Consider the following 15,270-nt stretch of genomic DNA (forward strand, 5'->3'; position numbering starts at 1 on the left):
ATTAAGGCATGGTTGGCAGGAGCATTCTGATCGTCGACGACGAAGCGCCCATTCGCGAAATGATCGCCGTTGCATTGGAGATGGCCGGCTATGACTGCCTCGAGGCAGAGAACTCGCAGCAGGCCCACGCCATCATCGTTGATCGCAAGCCGGACCTGATCCTGCTCGACTGGATGCTGCCCGGCACCTCCGGCATCGAGCTGGCCCGACGCCTCAAGCGTGACGAGCTGACCGGCGACATCCCGATCATCATGCTCACCGCCAAGGGCGAAGAGGACAACAAGATTCAGGGCCTGGAAGTCGGCGCCGACGATTACATCACCAAACCGTTTTCCCCGCGCGAGCTGGTCGCCCGCCTCAAAGCCGTGCTGCGCCGCGCCGGCCCGACCGATGGTGAAGCGCCGATCGAAGTCGGCGGCCTGTTGCTCGACCCGATCAGCCACCGCGTGACCATCGACGGCAAACCCGCCGAGATGGGCCCGACCGAATACCGTCTACTGCAATTCTTCATGACCCACCAGGAACGCGCCTACACCCGTGGCCAATTGCTCGATCAGGTCTGGGGCGGCAACGTCTATGTTGAAGAACGCACCGTCGACGTGCACATCCGCCGCCTGCGCAAGGCCCTCGGCGATGCCTACGAAAATCTGGTACAAACCGTGCGCGGCACCGGTTATCGGTTCTCTACAAAGGCCTGATCCGCCCGCCAGACTCGCTGACAAGGACCGTATCGAACGTGAATCAAAACTGGCATGGCACTCTGATTCGCCACATGCTGTTGCTGGTCACCGCCTGCCTGGTGGTCGGCCTGATCAGCGGCTATTACGGCTGGAGCCTCGCCGCAGGTCTGGGTCTTTACCTGGCCTGGACGCTCAAGCAATTGCTGCGTCTGCATGAATGGCTGCGCCAGCACCAACCCGACGAAGCGCCGCCCGATGGTTACGGCCTGTGGGGCGAGGTGTTCGACAGTATTTATCACCTGCAACGCCGCGACCAACGCGTACGCGGGCGTCTGCAAGCGGTGATCGACCGGGTGCAGGAGTCCACCGCCGCGCTGAAAGACGCGGTCATCATGCTCGACAGCGACGGCAACCTGGAATGGTGGAACCGCGCCGCGGAAACCCTGCTCGGCCTCAAGACCCCACAAGACAGCGGCCAACCGGTGACCAACCTGGTGCGCCATCCGCGCTTCAAGGAATACTTCGAGCAGGACAACTTCGCCGAACCGCTGGAAATCCCCTCGCCGACCAATGATCGCGTGCGCATCCAGCTGTATCTGACCCGCTACGGCAACAATGAACACTTGATGCTGGTGCGCGATGTCACGCGGATCCATCAGCTGGAACAGATGCGCAAGGACTTCATCGCCAACGTTTCTCACGAATTGCGCACACCGCTGACGGTGATCTGCGGCTATCTGGAAACCCTGCTCGACAATGTCGAAGAAGTGAATCCGCGCTGGAGCCGCGCCTTGCAACAGATGCAGCAACAGGGCGGGCGCATGCAGACGCTGCTCAATGACTTGCTGCTGCTGGCGAAACTGGAGGCCACCGATTACCCGTCGGACAACCAGCCCGTGCAGATCGACACGCTATTGCAGTCGATCACCAGCGACGCGCAGCAATTGTCCGGCGCGAAGAACCAGCACATCACGCTGCAAGCCAGTGCCGGCGTGCTGCTCAAGGGCAGCGAAGCGGAGTTGCGCAGTGCGTTTTCCAACCTGGTGTTCAACGCGGTCAAGTACACCCCGGCCGAGGGCAACATCCGCATTCGCTGGTGGGGCGACGAGCAGGGCGCGCACCTGAGCGTGCAGGATTCCGGGATCGGCATCGACAGCAAGCACCTGCCGCGCCTGACCGAACGCTTCTACCGCGTCGACTCCAGTCGCAACTCCAACACCGGCGGCACCGGCCTGGGCCTGGCCATCGTCAAACATGTGTTGCTGCGCCATCGCGCGCGCATGGAGATCAGCAGCGTGCCCGGCCACGGCAGCACGTTCACCTGCCATTTCGCCCCGGCCCAGGTGGCCAGCGCACGGGCTATCAGCGCCGCCGAGTGATGCCGTCCGGCACACGCCACTAGGCAATTGCCCGGTCAGCCGCTACATTGGCTGACTTGTGCCTGCCTTTCAGGCGCTTTTTCCCCTTACTTTCGAATCACACGGAACCCGCAAAACTCCATCATGGACCCTTCCCCTGGCTTGTCCCTCGCTACGCTTTTCGCCGATTTCGGCATGATTCTTTTTGCTCTGATCCTGGTGTTGCTCAACGGCTTTTTCGTTGCGGCAGAATTTGCCATGGTCAAACTGCGCTCGACCCGGGTCGAGGCCATCGCTGAACAGCACGGCTGGCGCGGGCACATCCTGCGCACCGTGCACAGTCAGCTCGATGCCTACCTGTCGGCGTGCCAGCTCGGCATCACCCTCGCCTCCCTTGGCCTGGGCTGGGTCGGCGAACCGGCGTTTGCGCACATCCTCGAGCCGCTGTTGAGCGCGATCGGCGTCGACTCGCCCGAGATCATCAAAGGCGTGTCGTTCTTCACCGCGTTTTTTATCATTTCGTATCTGCACATCGTGGTGGGTGAACTGGCGCCGAAGTCGTGGGCGATCCGCAAACCCGAGCTGCTGTCGCTGTGGACGGCGGTGCCGCTGTACCTGTTCTACTGGGCGATGTACCCGGCGATCTATCTGCTCAACGCCAGCGCCAACGCCATCTTGCGCATCGCCGGCCAAGGCGAGCCCGGCCCGCACCATGAGCACCATTACAGCCGCGAAGAACTGAAACTGATTTTGCACTCCAGCCGTGGCCAGGATCCGAGCGATCAGGGCATGCGCGTATTGGCCTCGGCGGTGGAAATGGGCGAGCTGGAAGTGGTCGACTGGGCTAACTCCCGGGAAGACTTGATCACCCTGGAATTCAACGCGCCGCTGAAGGAAATCCTGGCGATGTTCCGTCGCCACAAGTTCAGCCGTTATCCGGTGTACGACAGCGAGCGCCAGGAGTTCGTCGGCCTGCTGCACATCAAGGATCTGTTGCTGGAACTGGCCGCCCTGGATCACATCCCCGAGTCGTTCAACCTGGCCGAACTGACCCGCCCGCTGGAGCGCGTATCGCGGCATATGCCGCTGTCACAACTGCTGGAGCAGTTCCGCAAGGGCGGCTCGCACTTCGCCGTGGTCGAGGAGGCTGACGGCAACATCATCGGCTACCTGACCATGGAAGACGTGCTGGAAGTGCTGGTCGGCGACATTCAGGACGAGCACCGCAAAGCCGAACGCGGCATCCTGGCCTATCAGCCGGGCAAGCTGCTGGTGCGCGGTGATACGCCGCTGTTCAAGGTTGAGCGCCTGCTGGGCATCGACCTCGATCACATCGAAGCCGAGACCCTCGCCGGGCTGGTCTACGAAACCCTGAAACGGGTGCCGGAAGAGGAAGAAGTGCTGGAAGTCGAAGGCCTGCGCATCATCATCAAAAAGATGAAAGGGCCGAAGATTGTGCTGGCCAAGGTGTTGATGCTGGATTGATAGGCTGATCCGGCACCGCGCCGCTTCTTTCGCGAGCAGGCTCGCTCCCACATTGGAATGCATTTCAACTGTGGGAGCGAGCCTGCTCGCGAAGGGGCTCGCATGGTCAACACATCACTGTTTGCCCAACGCAAAGTTGGGCAACGCCCCCAGCGGCTGGTTGAACTGATACGGAATCGACACCAGCCCTTCCCCGGTATTGCGCTGCACCACAAAGTGCAGGTGCGGGCCGCTGCTGTTGCCGGTGTTGCCCGACAGCGCCAGCGGGCTGCCAACCTTCACGCGCTGACCTTCGCGTACGCTCACCGAACCCTGTTTGAGATGCAGGTACACGCCCATGGTGCCGTCATCGTGCAGGACCCGGACGAAATTGCCCGACGCATCGGTGCCGCGCCCGCTCTGTGAATTCTCGGTCTTCACCACCACGCCGGCCCGCGCGGCGATGATCGGCGTGCCCACCGGCATGGCGATGTCCATGGCATAGCGATTCTTCGGCCCGTAGTGGCTGTACTGGCCGTTGGCGCCCTGGCTCAGGCGAAACGGTCCACCACGCCAGGGCAACGGATAGCGATAGCTCTGCGCGGTGCCTGCGGGGTCACCCAGCGAATATTGGAACTGCGGCGAATACACCAGCGGCTTGTCACCGCTAATCGCCGTCAGCAGCGCCAGACGGGTATTGCTGCGCGCCGGTAGCACCCGGCGAATCGTTTTGGCCGGCGCGCCACGGACATTGCTCATGCCGATAAAGGCCAGGGCAACCTCGACTGGCGCATACAGATCGTTGCGCGCAAACACCACGTCGACGCCTTTTTGCTTCTTGATGTCCAGGTACACCTGTCGCTCCAGGCGTTCGACCATGCGGTCCTGGAACACGAACACTTTCGCGCCTTTGCTCGGCTGGTCACTGTACGAGACCACGCCGTTGGCATCGGTGGATTTGTAGATGGTCATGGCCATCGCCAAGTGGGAGGCCAGGCAAAGACCACAGAAAAACAGCAGGCGCGCGAGCATGGGCAAAAGTCTGTCGAAGGGAGGCCTGGGAATCAGCCTAGCAGCTGAGACAGACCAGGCTAGTCGACAGATGTTTCAAATTGGCCAGCGCAGGAGATGCGCGGTGTTCTTTGACGACCCCTTCGCGAGCAGGCTCGCTCCCACATGTGAAATGCATTCCAGGGTGGGAGCGAGCCTGCTCGCGAAGACGGTGTGTCAGGCGACGAAGGTCAGGCGCCCGGCACGAAGTGCTTCTGCGCCGTGCCACGGGCGATCAGGCGCGAGATGTAGTCGAGCTTCTGCGCGTCCTGGTCGACAAAGCGGAAGGTCAGTTGCAGCCAGTCGCTGTCGGCTTTCTGCTCATGGGCGACGATGGCGTGCAAGTAACCATTGAGGCGGGCGATCTCGGCATTGTCGCCCTGCTCCAGATCGAGCACCGCGCTGTCGAGGATCTGCGGCAGGGTCTCGGTGCGTTTCACCACCAGCAGCGCTTCCTTGATGCTCAAGGCCTTGATCACACATTGCTGAGTGCCGCTCGGCAAACGCAACTGGCCCTGACCGCGACCACCGACTGGCGCTTTCGACGTGCCAGGTGCCTGCACCGGCGGGCTGTTGAGCAGACCTCGCGATGGCGCTACGGCCGGGGCTGGCGCCGCCGCAGCGGGCTTGGCGAACGGATTGGCAGCCGCTGCGCCGACCACGGCAGGCTTGCCGCCAGTCAGTGCGCTCAGGGAATCATTGCCGAACGCCGAATTCATTTTGGTCGGCGCACTGTTCATCAAGGTGTCGAGCTTGCCGACCTTGTTCAGCGCCTGCTTGACCTTGGTCAGCAACTGCTCATTGGTGAACGGCTTGCTGACGTAGCCGGAAACACCGGCCTGGATCGCCTGCACGACGTTTTCCTTGTCGCCACGACTGGTGACCATGATGAACGGCATGGTCTTGAGGTTGTCCTGCTCGCGGCACCAGGTCAGCAGTTCGAGGCCGGACATTTCCGGCATTTCCCAGTCGCACAGCACCAGATCGAAGGCCTCTTTGGCCAACATGGCCTGGGCCTTTTTGCCGTTGATGGCGTCCTCGGTGCGGATCCCCGGGAAGTAATTACGCAGGCACTTTTTCACCAGGTCACGAATGAACGAAGCATCGTCCACGACCAACACACTGATCTTGCTCATCCAACACCCCTAAAAAAAATCCCGGCAAGCATAACGCTTGAATGATGGCACTTTGCCAAAACTTTTCAGTCACGCCGGGACTTTTCGTTCGCGGGTGCTGCTTTTCAATACAAAAGCCGTAAACAAAAACGCCCGGCCAAAGGGCCGGGCGCTTTTCTCAGGCAATCTTACTTATCGTCAGCTTCGCCCGGAACATTAGCGGTTTCACCGCTTGTGCCTTCAACTTCTTCCTTCATGCGCTTGAGACCCATGTGCCGCACGTCGGTGCCGCGTACCAGGTAAATCACCAGTTCGGAGATGTTGCGTGCGTGATCGCCGATGCGCTCCAGCGAACGCAGGACCCAGATGATGCTCAGAACCCGCGAGATAGAGCGCGGGTCTTCCATCATGTAAGTCGCCAGCTCACGCAGCGCGGTCTTGTATTCGCGGTCGATGATCTTGTCGTACTGCGCCACCGACAACGCCAGATCGGCGTCGAAACGGGCAAATGCATCGAGCGCGTCGCGAACCATGTTACGCACCTGGTCGCCAATGTGGCGAACCTCGACATAACCGCGCGGCGCTTCGCCTTCTTCGCACAACTGGATGGCGCGGCGGGCGATCTTGGTGGCTTCGTCGCCGATGCGTTCCAGGTCGATCACCGACTTGGAAATGCTGATGATCAAGCGCAGGTCAGATGCTGCTGGCTGGCGACGAGCGAGGATGCGCAGGCATTCTTCGTCGATGTTGCGTTCCATCTGGTTGATCTGGTCGTCGATCTCGCGAACCTGCTGAGCCAGACCGGAATCGGCCTCGATCAGTGCCGTGACCGCGTCGTTGACCTGCTTCTCGACCAGCCCGCCCATGGCCAGCAGGTGGCTGCGCACTTCTTCCAGTTCGGCGTTGAACTGCGCGGAAATATGATGAGTAAGGCCTTCTTTGGAAATCATTCGTTCGCTCCGCGAAAGTTGCAAGCTTCAAGCCGCAAGCTTCAAGCAGTTATGTGTTAGTCCTGTCAATCACACCGTTTCAAACTTGCCGCTCGCAGCTCCAGGCTTGCGGCTCTACGGTTAGCCGTAGCGGCCGGTGATGTAGTCTTCGGTCTGCTTCTTCGCCGGATTGGTGAACAGGGTATCGGTATCGCCGAATTCCACCAGTTTGCCCATGTACATGAACGCTGTGTAATCGGACACCCGCGCTGCCTGCTGCATGTTGTGGGTCACGATGACGATGGTGAACTTGGATTTCAGCTCGTAGATCAGCTCTTCGACTTTCAGTGTCGAGATCGGGTCGAGGGCCGAGCACGGTTCATCGAGCAGCAGCACTTCAGGCTCAACGGCGATGGTGCGGGCAATGACCAGACGTTGCTGCTGGCCGCCGGACAGGCCGAGCGCCGACTCATGCAGACGGTCCTTGACCTCATCCCACAGCGCCGCGCCTTTGAGTGCCCACTCGACGGCTTCGTCGAGGACGCGCTTTTTGTTGATGCCCTGGATGCGCAGGCCGTACACCACGTTTTCGTAGATGGTTTTCGGGAACGGGTTCGGCTTCTGGAACACCATGCCGACGCGACGACGCAGCTCGGCCACGTCCTCGCCCTTGCGATAGATGTTGTTGCCATACAGGTTGATCGCGCCTTCGACGCGGCAGCCGTCGACCAGATCGTTCATGCGGTTGAAGGTACGCAGCAGCGTGGACTTGCCGCAGCCGGACGGGCCGATGAAGGCGGTCACGCGCTGTTTCGGGATGTTCATGCTGACGTCGAACAGTGCTTGTTTGTCGCCGTAGTACAGGCTCAGGCCCGGCACTTCGATGGCGACGGTTTCCTGCGCCAGGTTCAGGCTCTGCTTGTCGCGGCCCAGGGCAGACATGTTGATGCCGTGGCTGTGTGTTTCGTGCTGCATGGGAGGCTCCCTGTGCTGACAAATTCGGTTCGGAACACTGCTTTTGCAGCTTCCATCAATGTTGCGACGGACGCAGTTCAATGTGGGAGCGAGCTTGCTCGCGAAGGGGCCGGTGCGGCCGCCAAAAGCTTCGCGAGCAAGCTCGCTCCCACAGGGTTTGCGTCATCCTCAGCTATCCAGTGCTTTGTACTTTTCGCGCAGGTGGTTACGGATATACACCGCCGACAGGTTCAACGTCGCGATCACCAGCACCAGCAGCAGCGCCGTGGCGTACACCAGCGGGCGGGCCGCTTCGACGTTGGGGCTCTGGAAGCCGACGTCGTAAATGTGGAAGCCCAGGTGCATGATTTTCTGGTCCAGGTGCAGGTACGGGTAGTTGCCGTCCACCGGCAGCGACGGCGCCAGTTTCACCACACCCACCAGCATCAGCGGCGCCACTTCACCGGCGGCACGGGCCACGGCGAGGATCATGCCGGTCATCATCGCCGGGCTGGCCATCGGAATGACGATCTTCCACAGCGTTTCCGCCTTGGTCGCGCCCAGTGCCAACGAGCCTTCACGCACGGTACGCGGAATCCGCGCCAGACCTTCTTCGGTCGCGACGATCACCACCGGCACCGCCAGCAGCGCCAGGGTCAGCGACGCCCAGAGCAGGCCCGGCGTACCGAAGGTCGGCGCCGGCAATGCTTCAGGGAAGAACAGACGGTCGACCGAACCACCCAGCACGTAAACGAAGAAGCCCAGGCCGAACACGCCGTAAACGATCGCCGGTACGCCGGCAAGGTTGTTCACGGCGATGCGGATGATGCGGGTCAGGGTGTTCTGTTTGGCGTATTCACGCAGGTACACCGCCGCCAGCACGCCGAACGGGGTCACGATCATCGCCATGATCAGTGTCATCATCACGGTGCCGAAAATCGCCGGGAAGATCCCGCCTTCGGTGTTCGCTTCACGCGGGTCGTCCGACAGGAACTCCCAGATCTTGCTGAAGTAGAAACCGATTTTGGTCAGGGTGCCCATGGCGTTCGGCTGATAAGCGTGAACCACTTTGCCCAGGCCGATTTCGATCTCTTTGCCGTTGGCATCGCGAGCCGTCAGGGCATCGCGGTTGAACTGGGCATGCAGGTCGGCCAGGCGCGCTTCGATGTCTTGATAGCGGGCATTGAGCTCGGCGCGCTCGGATTCCATGTCCGCTTGTGCGGTGGCGTCGAGTTTGCCTTCCAGTTCCAGTTTGCGGCCATGCAGGCGGATGCGTTCGAGACCGGCGTTGATCGCGCCAATGTCGACTTTTTCCAGCGTCTTGAGCTGAGCGGCGAGATCGTTCACACGATTGATCCGCGCTTGCAGCTCAGGCCATGCGGCTTCGCCTTCAGCGATGACCTTGCCGTCCTGTTTGACGTTGACCAGGTAGCCGTAGAAGTTGCCCCATTCGCGACGCTCGATCGCCATCAACTCGGGCGGCGTGGTCTGGTTGGTCAGCCACTCGCCGACGATCCAGGTGAAGTCGTTGCCGTTCAGGTCACGGTTGCCGACCTTGATCAGCTCGCGGGTCATGAATTCCGGGCCTTCGTCAGGCACCGGCAGGCCGGCACTCTTCAAACGCGCGCGGGGCACTTGTTCTTTCTGCACCACTTCGCCGACGATCAGGTGATTGGCCTGGCCCGGCACGTCGTAATGGGCGTGGATCAGGTCCGCCGGCCAGAAGTGACCGAGACCGCGCACGGCAATCACCGCCAACAGGCCAATGGTCATGATGACCGCGATGGACACCGCGCCACCGCTGATCCAGACGCCTGGGGCGCCGCTCTTGAACCAACCTTTCAGGGAGTTCTGTTTCACAGACTTCTACCTTTGCTTAAAGCGACGAGTATTTCTTGCGCAGACGCTGACGAATCAGTTCTGCCAGGGTGTTCATGACGAAGGTGAACAGCAGCAACACCAGCGCCGAGAGGAACAGCACACGGTAATGACTGCCGCCGACTTCCGACTCGGGCATTTCCACCGCGACGTTGGCGGCCAGGGTGCGCAGGCCTTCGAACAGGTTCATTTCCATCACCGGGGTGTTGCCGGTCGCCATCAGCACGATCATGGTTTCGCCGACCGCACGGCCCATGCCGATCATCAGCGCCGAGAAGATGCCCGGGCTGGCGGTGAGGATGACCACACGAGTCATGGTCTGCCATGGCGTGGCACCGAGGGCCAGCGAACCCAGGGTCAGGCCGCGCGGCACGCTGAACACGGCGTCTTCGGCGATCGAGTAGATGTTCGGGATCACCGCGAAACCCATGGCCAGACCGACCACCAGAGCGTTGCGCTGGTCGTAGGTAATGCCCAGGTCGTGGGAGATCCACATGCGCATGTCGCCGCCGAAGAACCAGTTCTCCATGAACGGGCTCATGTACAGCGACAGCCAGCCCACAAACAGGATCACCGGGATCAGCAGCGCACTTTCCCAGCCGTCCGGGATTCTCAGGCGGATCGACTCAGGCAAGCGGCTGAAACCAAAACCGGCGACCAGGATGCCGATCGGCAACAACATCAACAGGCTGAAGATGCCCGGCAGGTGGCCTTCGACATACGGCGCAAGGAACAGACCGGCGAAGAAACCGAGGATCACCGTCGGCATCGCTTCCATCAGCTCAATCACCGGTTTGACCTTGCGGCGCATGCCCGGGGCCATGAAGTACGCGGTGTAGATCGCAGCGGCGACAGCCAGAGGCGCAGCCAGAAGCATGGCGTAGAACGCGGCTTTCAGAGTACCGAAGGTCAGCGGCGACAGGCTCAGCTTAGGTTCGAAATCGGTGTTGGCCGCGGTCGATTGCCAGACGTATTTAGGCTCGTCGTAGTTCTCGTACCAGACCTTGCTCCACAACGCGCTCCAGGAAACTTCCGGGTGCGGGTTATCGAGCAGCAGCGGTTGCAGCTTGCCGCCGGCCTCGACGATCACCCGATTGGCGCGTGGCGACAGACCGAACAGGCCTTGGCCCTCAACGACTTGATCAACCAGCAAAGTGCGATGCGCGGTGCTGTGAAACACACCAAGCTTGCCGCTGGCATCAAGGGCGAGGAAGCCTTTGCGACGTTCTTCGGCAGCGATTTCGACGATCGGCGTGGTGCCCATCTGGAAGGTGCGAATCTGCTTCAGACGCTGCTCGCCATCGGTGTCGCGGGCCATGAACCACTGGGCCAGACCACCCTTGGAATCGCCAACGATCAGCGAGATGCCACCGACCAGTTGCGTCGTCGCGGTGACTTCGGCGTCGGCATTTTCCAGCAGTTTGTAGCGACCATTGAGGCTCTTGTCGCGCAGGCTGAACACGTCGGCCTGGGCACGCCCGTTGACCACGTACAGCCACTGCTGGCGCGGGTCGACGAAGATGTTTTTCACCGGCTCGGTCATCTGCGGCAGATCGATACGCTTCTGCTCGTTGGTGACTTCGCCGGTCATCATGTTTTCTTCGCTGGTCAGCGACAGCACATTGAGTTGCGAACCGGTGGAGCCAACCAGCACCAGGGTCGAGTCGGTGGCGTTGAGGCTGACATGCTCCAGCGCGCCGCCGCTTTCGTTCAGCGCGATCGGCGCCTCGCCATACGGGTATTCAATGGCCGGGCTGATGGTTTTCTTGCCATCGGGGTAGGTGACTTTATAGGTGTGACGGAACACCAGCGCCTGACCGTTGGACAGGCCCACGGCCACCAGCGGATGACCGGGCTGGTCTTCACCAATGGAACTCACGGTTGCGCCGGCCGGCAATGGCAGATCGACGCGCTTGAGTTCAGCGCCACTGTCGACCTCGAAGAACAGCGCCTGCCCCTTGTCGGACACGCGCATGGCCACCTGATTCTGCTCTTCGAGCGAAATCATCAGCGGCTTGCCGGCGTCCTGCATCCAGGCCGGGGTGATCGAGTCTTTCGCGGTCAGGTCGGCACCCTGGAACAGCGGCGCGACCACATAGGCGAGGAAGAAGAAGATCAGGGTGATGGCTGCCAGCACCGCCAGGCCGCCGACGAGGACGTACCAACGGGTGAAGCGATCCTTGAGCGCGCGAATGCGGCGCTTGCGTTGCAGCTCAGGCGTATTGAAATCAATGCGCTTGGGAGGGGAAGTCGTAGTCATTGGGGAATTGGCCAGATCATTCATGCGCACACCCTAGCGATCCTGTATGACAGAAAGATGACAATGCAGTGACGCAGCAAATCCGCCACCGGGGAGGTCCGGCAGCGGAGTCGAAAATTTGGTGGTTGTGGGAGCGAGCCTGCTCGCGAAAGCATCGGGTCAGTCACATGAATGACGTCCCCTTCGCGAGCAGGCTCGCTCCCACAGGAGTCCGGTTTCAGGCCGGACTCAGGGTGTTACTTCTTGGCGACAGCGCCGCCTTCCTGCAGACCGAGGTCAGCCAGTGCTTTTGCAGCAACCTTGGCTGGCAGCGGGATGTAGCCGTCCTTGACCACGACTTCCTGGCCCTGTTTGGACAGGATCAGTTTGACGAACTCGGCTTCCAGCGGGGCCAGAGGCTTGTTCGGTGCCTTGTTCACGTAAACGTAGAGGAAGCGCGACAGCGGGTACTTGCCGTTCAGGGCGTTTTCTTCGGTGTCTTCGATGAAGTCAGTGCTGCCTTTCTTGGCCAGCGCTACGGTTTTCACGCTAGCGGTCTTGTAACCGATGCCCGAGTAACCCACGCCGTTGAGCGAGGAGCTGATCGACTGCACGACCGAGGCCGAACCGGGTTGTTCGTTGACGTTTGGCTTGAAGTCGCCTTTGCACAGGGCTTCTTCTTTGAAGTAGCCGTAGGTGCCCGATACCGAGTTACGACCGAACAGCTGAACCGGCTTGTTCGCCAGGTCGCCGGTCACGCCCAGGTCGCCCCAGGTTTTCACGTCGGTTTTGGCACCGCACAGGCGAGTGGACGAGAAGATCGCGTCGACTTGCTCCATGGTCAGGCCCTTGATCGGGTTGTCCTTGTGCACGAACACGGCCAAGGCATCCACAGCCACCGGGATCGCGGTTGGCTTGTAACCGTATTTGGTTTCGAAGGCCTGCAGCTCGTTGTCCTTCATCTTGCGGCTCATCGGGCCCAGGTTAGCGGTGCCTTCCGTCAGCGCCGGTGGCGCGGTCGAAGAACCGGCGGCCTGAATCTGGATGTTGACGTTCGGGTATTCTTTTTTGTAGTTCTCGGCCCACAGGGTCATGAGGTTGGCCAGGGTATCGGAACCGACGCTGGACAGGTTGCCCGACACACCAGTGGTCTTGGTGTAGCTCGGGATAGCAGGGTCAACAGCGGCAACCGCGTTGGCAGTCGCAACGCCAGCAGCGACAAAAGTCATTGCCGCCATCAAACGCTTCAGTTTCATGCCTTACTCCTAGCAGATAGGGTGTGTTAAGTCGGGGCCAAGTATCAGCAGGCCGTGTGAACACTCTATGGCTGAAATATGACAATTGGATGAAAGGCCAGCATCAGGCTGTTACTGGATGATTTGTGGTGCCCCCATTCGCGAGCAGGCTCGCTCCCACAATTGAAATGCATTCCAACTGTGGGAGCGAGCCTGCTCGCGAAGGGGCCGGTATTGCCGGGGGAAGATCCTGGGGTCAGCGCCCCTTCTTCCAAAGCCACGCGCCGACCAGCATCCCCACCCCGCACAACACCGCGACATAGTAAGCCGGGCCCATCGCGCTTTCCTTGAGCAGCAGGCTCACCACCATCGGCGTCAACCCGCCAAAGATCGCGTAAGCCACGTTGTACGAGAACGACAAGCCGCTGAAACGCACCACTGGCGGGAACGCCTTGACCATCACGTACGGCACCGCGCCGATGGTGCCGACCAGCAGACCGGTCAGCGCGTACAGCGGAAACAGCCAGTTCGGGTGATCGGCAAGGCTGTGATAGAAGGTCCAGGAACTGATCAGCAAGCCCAGGCAACCGAACACGAAGACCCGGCCGGCACCCAAGCGATCCGCCAGTGCGCCGGCGCCGATGCAACCGAGGCTGAGGAACACAATGGCCAGGCTGTTGGACTGCAACGCGGTGGTTGGCGAGAAGTGATAAACCGTCTGCAGCACCGTCGGGGTCATCAGAATGACCACGACCACGCCAGCCGAGAGCAGCCAGGTCAGCAACATCGAAATGGCGATCGCCCCGCGATGGTCACGCAGCACCGCGCGCAACGGCACTTCTTCGGCCAGCGCCTTGCGCAGTTGCAGTTCGGCGAACACCGGGGTTTCGTGCAGCCAGCGGCGCAGGTACACCGAGAACAGGCCGAACACGCCGCCGAGCAGGAACGGGATCCGCCAGGCGTAATCCGACACTTCTGCTGGCGTATAAAGGCTGTTGATCGCCGTGGCGACCAGCGAGCCGAGCAAGATACCGGCCGTCAGGCCGCTGGTGAGGGTGCCACAGGCATATCCGATGTGCTTTTGCGGAACGTGTTCGGAAACGAATACCCAGGCCCCCGGCACTTCACCGCCGATCGCTGCGCCCTGGATGACCCGCATCAACAGCAACAGGATCGGCGCCCAGATGCCGATCTGCGCATAGGTCGGCAGTAGACCCATGATCAGGGTCGGCACGGCCATCATGAAAATGCTCAGGGTGAACATTTTCTTGCGCCCCAGCAGGTCGCCGAAGTGCGCCATGACGATGCCGCCCAGAGGACGCGCCAGATAGCCGGCGGCGAAAATGCCGAAGGTCTGCATCAGGCGCAGCCATTCGGGCATGTCGGCCGGGAAGAACAGCTTGCCGACGACGGTGGCGAAGAAAACGAAGATGATGAAATCGTAGAACTCCAGCGCGCCGCCCAAGGCGGACAGCGACAGGGTCTTGTAGTCATTGCGGGTCAACGGTCGTGCGGGTTGCTCGGGCTGCGCGAGGCTCGAAGGCGCTGAGGTCATGGCAAGGGCTTCTCTTATAGTCGAATCTGTCGCCACAACAACGCTGGCAGTGGCTCGGACAGGTTCGGCACCATAGCAAATTGTTCGAAAAAGCACATAGAGGCGCGTAATTGACGGTCGAAATCAGAACCGGGTGGTCGTCGTGGCGTCTGTCGACCGATATACTCGCCCCCTGCGCAGGCTTTGTAGGAGGTTGCTGTGCGAAAACGTTGTTGGCCCGTCCTTTGCTCGGGATTTAGCCTTTTTCGCAGAGTTTCCCTTTAGGCGCCTGATGGAAAACGTGACGAACGTAGTATGTTCGGTGTTGAATCGTTTTTCGCGAAGACGGCTACCACCCGCATTACCCACGAAGAGTCACGGGTCAGAGGCCCCCCGGCATGATAGAGCTCGAACAAGAAGATCCGATCCCACAGGGCGACCTGGCCCTGCAAATCACCGCGCTGCCGCGCGAAACCAACGGCTTTGGCGATATTTTCGGCGGCTGGCTGGTGGCGCAGATGGACCTGGCCGGCACCGCGATGGCCAGCCGTGTCGCCGGTGGCCGCGTCGCCACGGTCGCCATCGACCGCATGGCGTTCCTGGTACCGGTCGCCGTTGGCGCACAGTTGTCCTTTTATACCCAGACCCTGGAAATCGGCCGCAGCTCGATCCAGATGATGGTCGAGGTGTGGAGCGACGACCCACTCTCCAGCGAATGGCGCAAGGTCACCGAAGCGGTCTTTGTCTTCGTTGCCATCGACGGCAGTGGTCGCACGCGCTCGGTTCCGCCACGCGCGCGTTAAACCTCGCGGCCGTTTCGCGGTCGATAGTCGT

12 protein-coding genes are annotated in these 15,270 nt (G+C 61.0%); 4 read left to right on the forward strand and 8 right to left on the reverse strand.

All coding sequences use genetic code 11. From position 1 onward, the window contains the following. Positions 1-8: 8 nt before the first annotated feature. From phoB to HU755_RS04340, 3 genes are all read left to right on the forward strand, one after another. Entirely contained in the window at positions 9-698 is a 690-nt protein-coding gene (gene phoB, locus HU755_RS04330; protein WP_007896474.1) for a phosphate regulon transcriptional regulator PhoB, read from the forward strand. A 74-nt stretch (positions 699-772) separates the two neighbouring features. Then, positions 773-2,059 (forward strand): phosphate regulon sensor histidine kinase PhoR, encoded by a 1,287-nt coding sequence (gene phoR, locus HU755_RS04335; RefSeq protein WP_189663955.1) that lies wholly within the window; start codon positions 773-775, stop codon positions 2,057-2,059. Between the two features lie 123 nt (positions 2,060-2,182). Beyond that, on the forward strand, positions 2,183-3,523 hold the full coding sequence (locus HU755_RS04340; RefSeq protein WP_186546126.1) for a hemolysin family protein: 1,341 nt from the start codon (positions 2,183-2,185) through the stop codon (positions 3,521-3,523). Between the two features lie 114 nt (positions 3,524-3,637). On the opposite strand, the gene HU755_RS04345 is transcribed toward HU755_RS04340, so the two are convergent. From HU755_RS04345 to HU755_RS04380, 8 genes are all read right to left on the reverse strand, one after another. Next, complete coding sequence (locus HU755_RS04345) at positions 3,638-4,534, reverse strand: M23 family metallopeptidase (protein ID WP_186619293.1); 897 nt, start codon at positions 4,532-4,534, stop codon at positions 3,638-3,640. A 209-nt stretch (positions 4,535-4,743) separates the two neighbouring features. Next, positions 4,744-5,688: a response regulator gene (locus HU755_RS04350; protein ID WP_186630729.1), complete on the reverse strand. Its 945-nt coding sequence runs from the start codon at positions 5,686-5,688 to the stop codon at positions 4,744-4,746. 167 nt (positions 5,689-5,855) lie between these two features. Further along, a complete protein-coding gene (phoU, locus tag HU755_RS04355) occupies positions 5,856-6,617 on the reverse strand; it encodes a phosphate signaling complex protein PhoU (protein WP_186531114.1) in 762 nt (253 codons plus the stop codon). A gap of 120 nt (positions 6,618-6,737) precedes the next feature. After that, positions 6,738-7,571, reverse strand: a complete 834-nt coding sequence (gene pstB / locus HU755_RS04360) for a phosphate ABC transporter ATP-binding protein PstB (protein WP_186546130.1) — start codon at positions 7,569-7,571, stop codon at positions 6,738-6,740. Positions 7,572-7,739: 168 nt separating this feature from the next. Continuing rightward, positions 7,740-9,410 carry a phosphate ABC transporter permease PstA gene (pstA, locus tag HU755_RS04365; protein ID WP_186630730.1) on the reverse strand — a complete coding sequence of 557 codons (1,671 nt, stop codon included), beginning with the start codon at positions 9,408-9,410 and terminating at the stop codon, positions 7,740-7,742. A gap of 16 nt (positions 9,411-9,426) precedes the next feature. Next, on the reverse strand, positions 9,427-11,460 hold the full coding sequence (locus HU755_RS04370; protein WP_186630864.1) for an ABC transporter permease subunit: 2,034 nt from the start codon (positions 11,458-11,460) through the stop codon (positions 9,427-9,429). Between the two features lie 464 nt (positions 11,461-11,924). After that, entirely contained in the window at positions 11,925-12,923 is a 999-nt protein-coding gene (locus HU755_RS04375; protein WP_042561820.1) for a phosphate ABC transporter substrate-binding protein PstS, read from the reverse strand. A gap of 235 nt (positions 12,924-13,158) precedes the next feature. Beyond that, a complete protein-coding gene (locus HU755_RS04380) occupies positions 13,159-14,457 on the reverse strand; it encodes an MFS transporter (RefSeq protein ID WP_186630731.1) in 1,299 nt (432 codons plus the stop codon). Positions 14,458-14,834: 377 nt separating this feature from the next. Here HU755_RS04380 and HU755_RS04385 point away from each other — a divergent pair, with 377 nt between their 5' ends. Next, the gene (locus HU755_RS04385; protein ID WP_003229628.1) at positions 14,835-15,239 is read left to right on the forward strand and encodes an acyl-CoA thioesterase; all 405 of its coding nucleotides are present in this window, start codon (positions 14,835-14,837) and stop codon (positions 15,237-15,239) included. The last annotated feature ends 31 nt before the right edge of the window (positions 15,240-15,270 follow it).

It is taken from the genome of Pseudomonas sp. SWRI111 (genome assembly GCF_014268555.1).
GTDB classification, from domain to species: Bacteria; Pseudomonadota; Gammaproteobacteria; order Pseudomonadales; family Pseudomonadaceae; genus Aquipseudomonas; species Aquipseudomonas hamedanensis.

Coding starts and splice junctions, on each gene's coding strand:
- phoB (WP_007896474.1), top strand. CDS start 9: ATGGTTGGCAGGAGCATTCTGATCGTCGACGACGAAGCGCCCATTCGC.
- phoR (WP_189663955.1), top strand. CDS start 773: ATGCTGTTGCTGGTCACCGCCTGCCTGGTGGTCGGCCTGATCAGCGGC.
- HU755_RS04340 (WP_186546126.1), top strand. CDS start 2,183: ATGGACCCTTCCCCTGGCTTGTCCCTCGCTACGCTTTTCGCCGATTTC.
- HU755_RS04345 (WP_186619293.1), bottom strand. CDS start 4,534: ATGCTCGCGCGCCTGCTGTTTTTCTGTGGTCTTTGCCTGGCCTCCCAC.
- HU755_RS04350 (WP_186630729.1), bottom strand. CDS start 5,688: ATGAGCAAGATCAGTGTGTTGGTCGTGGACGATGCTTCGTTCATTCGT.
- phoU (WP_186531114.1), bottom strand. CDS start 6,617: ATGATTTCCAAAGAAGGCCTTACTCATCATATTTCCGCGCAGTTCAAC.
- pstB (WP_186546130.1), bottom strand. CDS start 7,571: ATGCAGCACGAAACACACAGCCACGGCATCAACATGTCTGCCCTGGGC.
- HU755_RS04370 (WP_186630864.1), bottom strand. CDS start 11,460: ATGCAGGACGCCGGCAAGCCGCTGATGATTTCGCTCGAAGAGCAGAAT.
- HU755_RS04375 (WP_042561820.1), bottom strand. CDS start 12,923: ATGAAACTGAAGCGTTTGATGGCGGCAATGACTTTTGTCGCTGCTGGC.
- HU755_RS04380 (WP_186630731.1), bottom strand. CDS start 14,457: ATGACCTCAGCGCCTTCGAGCCTCGCGCAGCCCGAGCAACCCGCACGA.
- HU755_RS04385 (WP_003229628.1), top strand. CDS start 14,835: ATGATAGAGCTCGAACAAGAAGATCCGATCCCACAGGGCGACCTGGCC.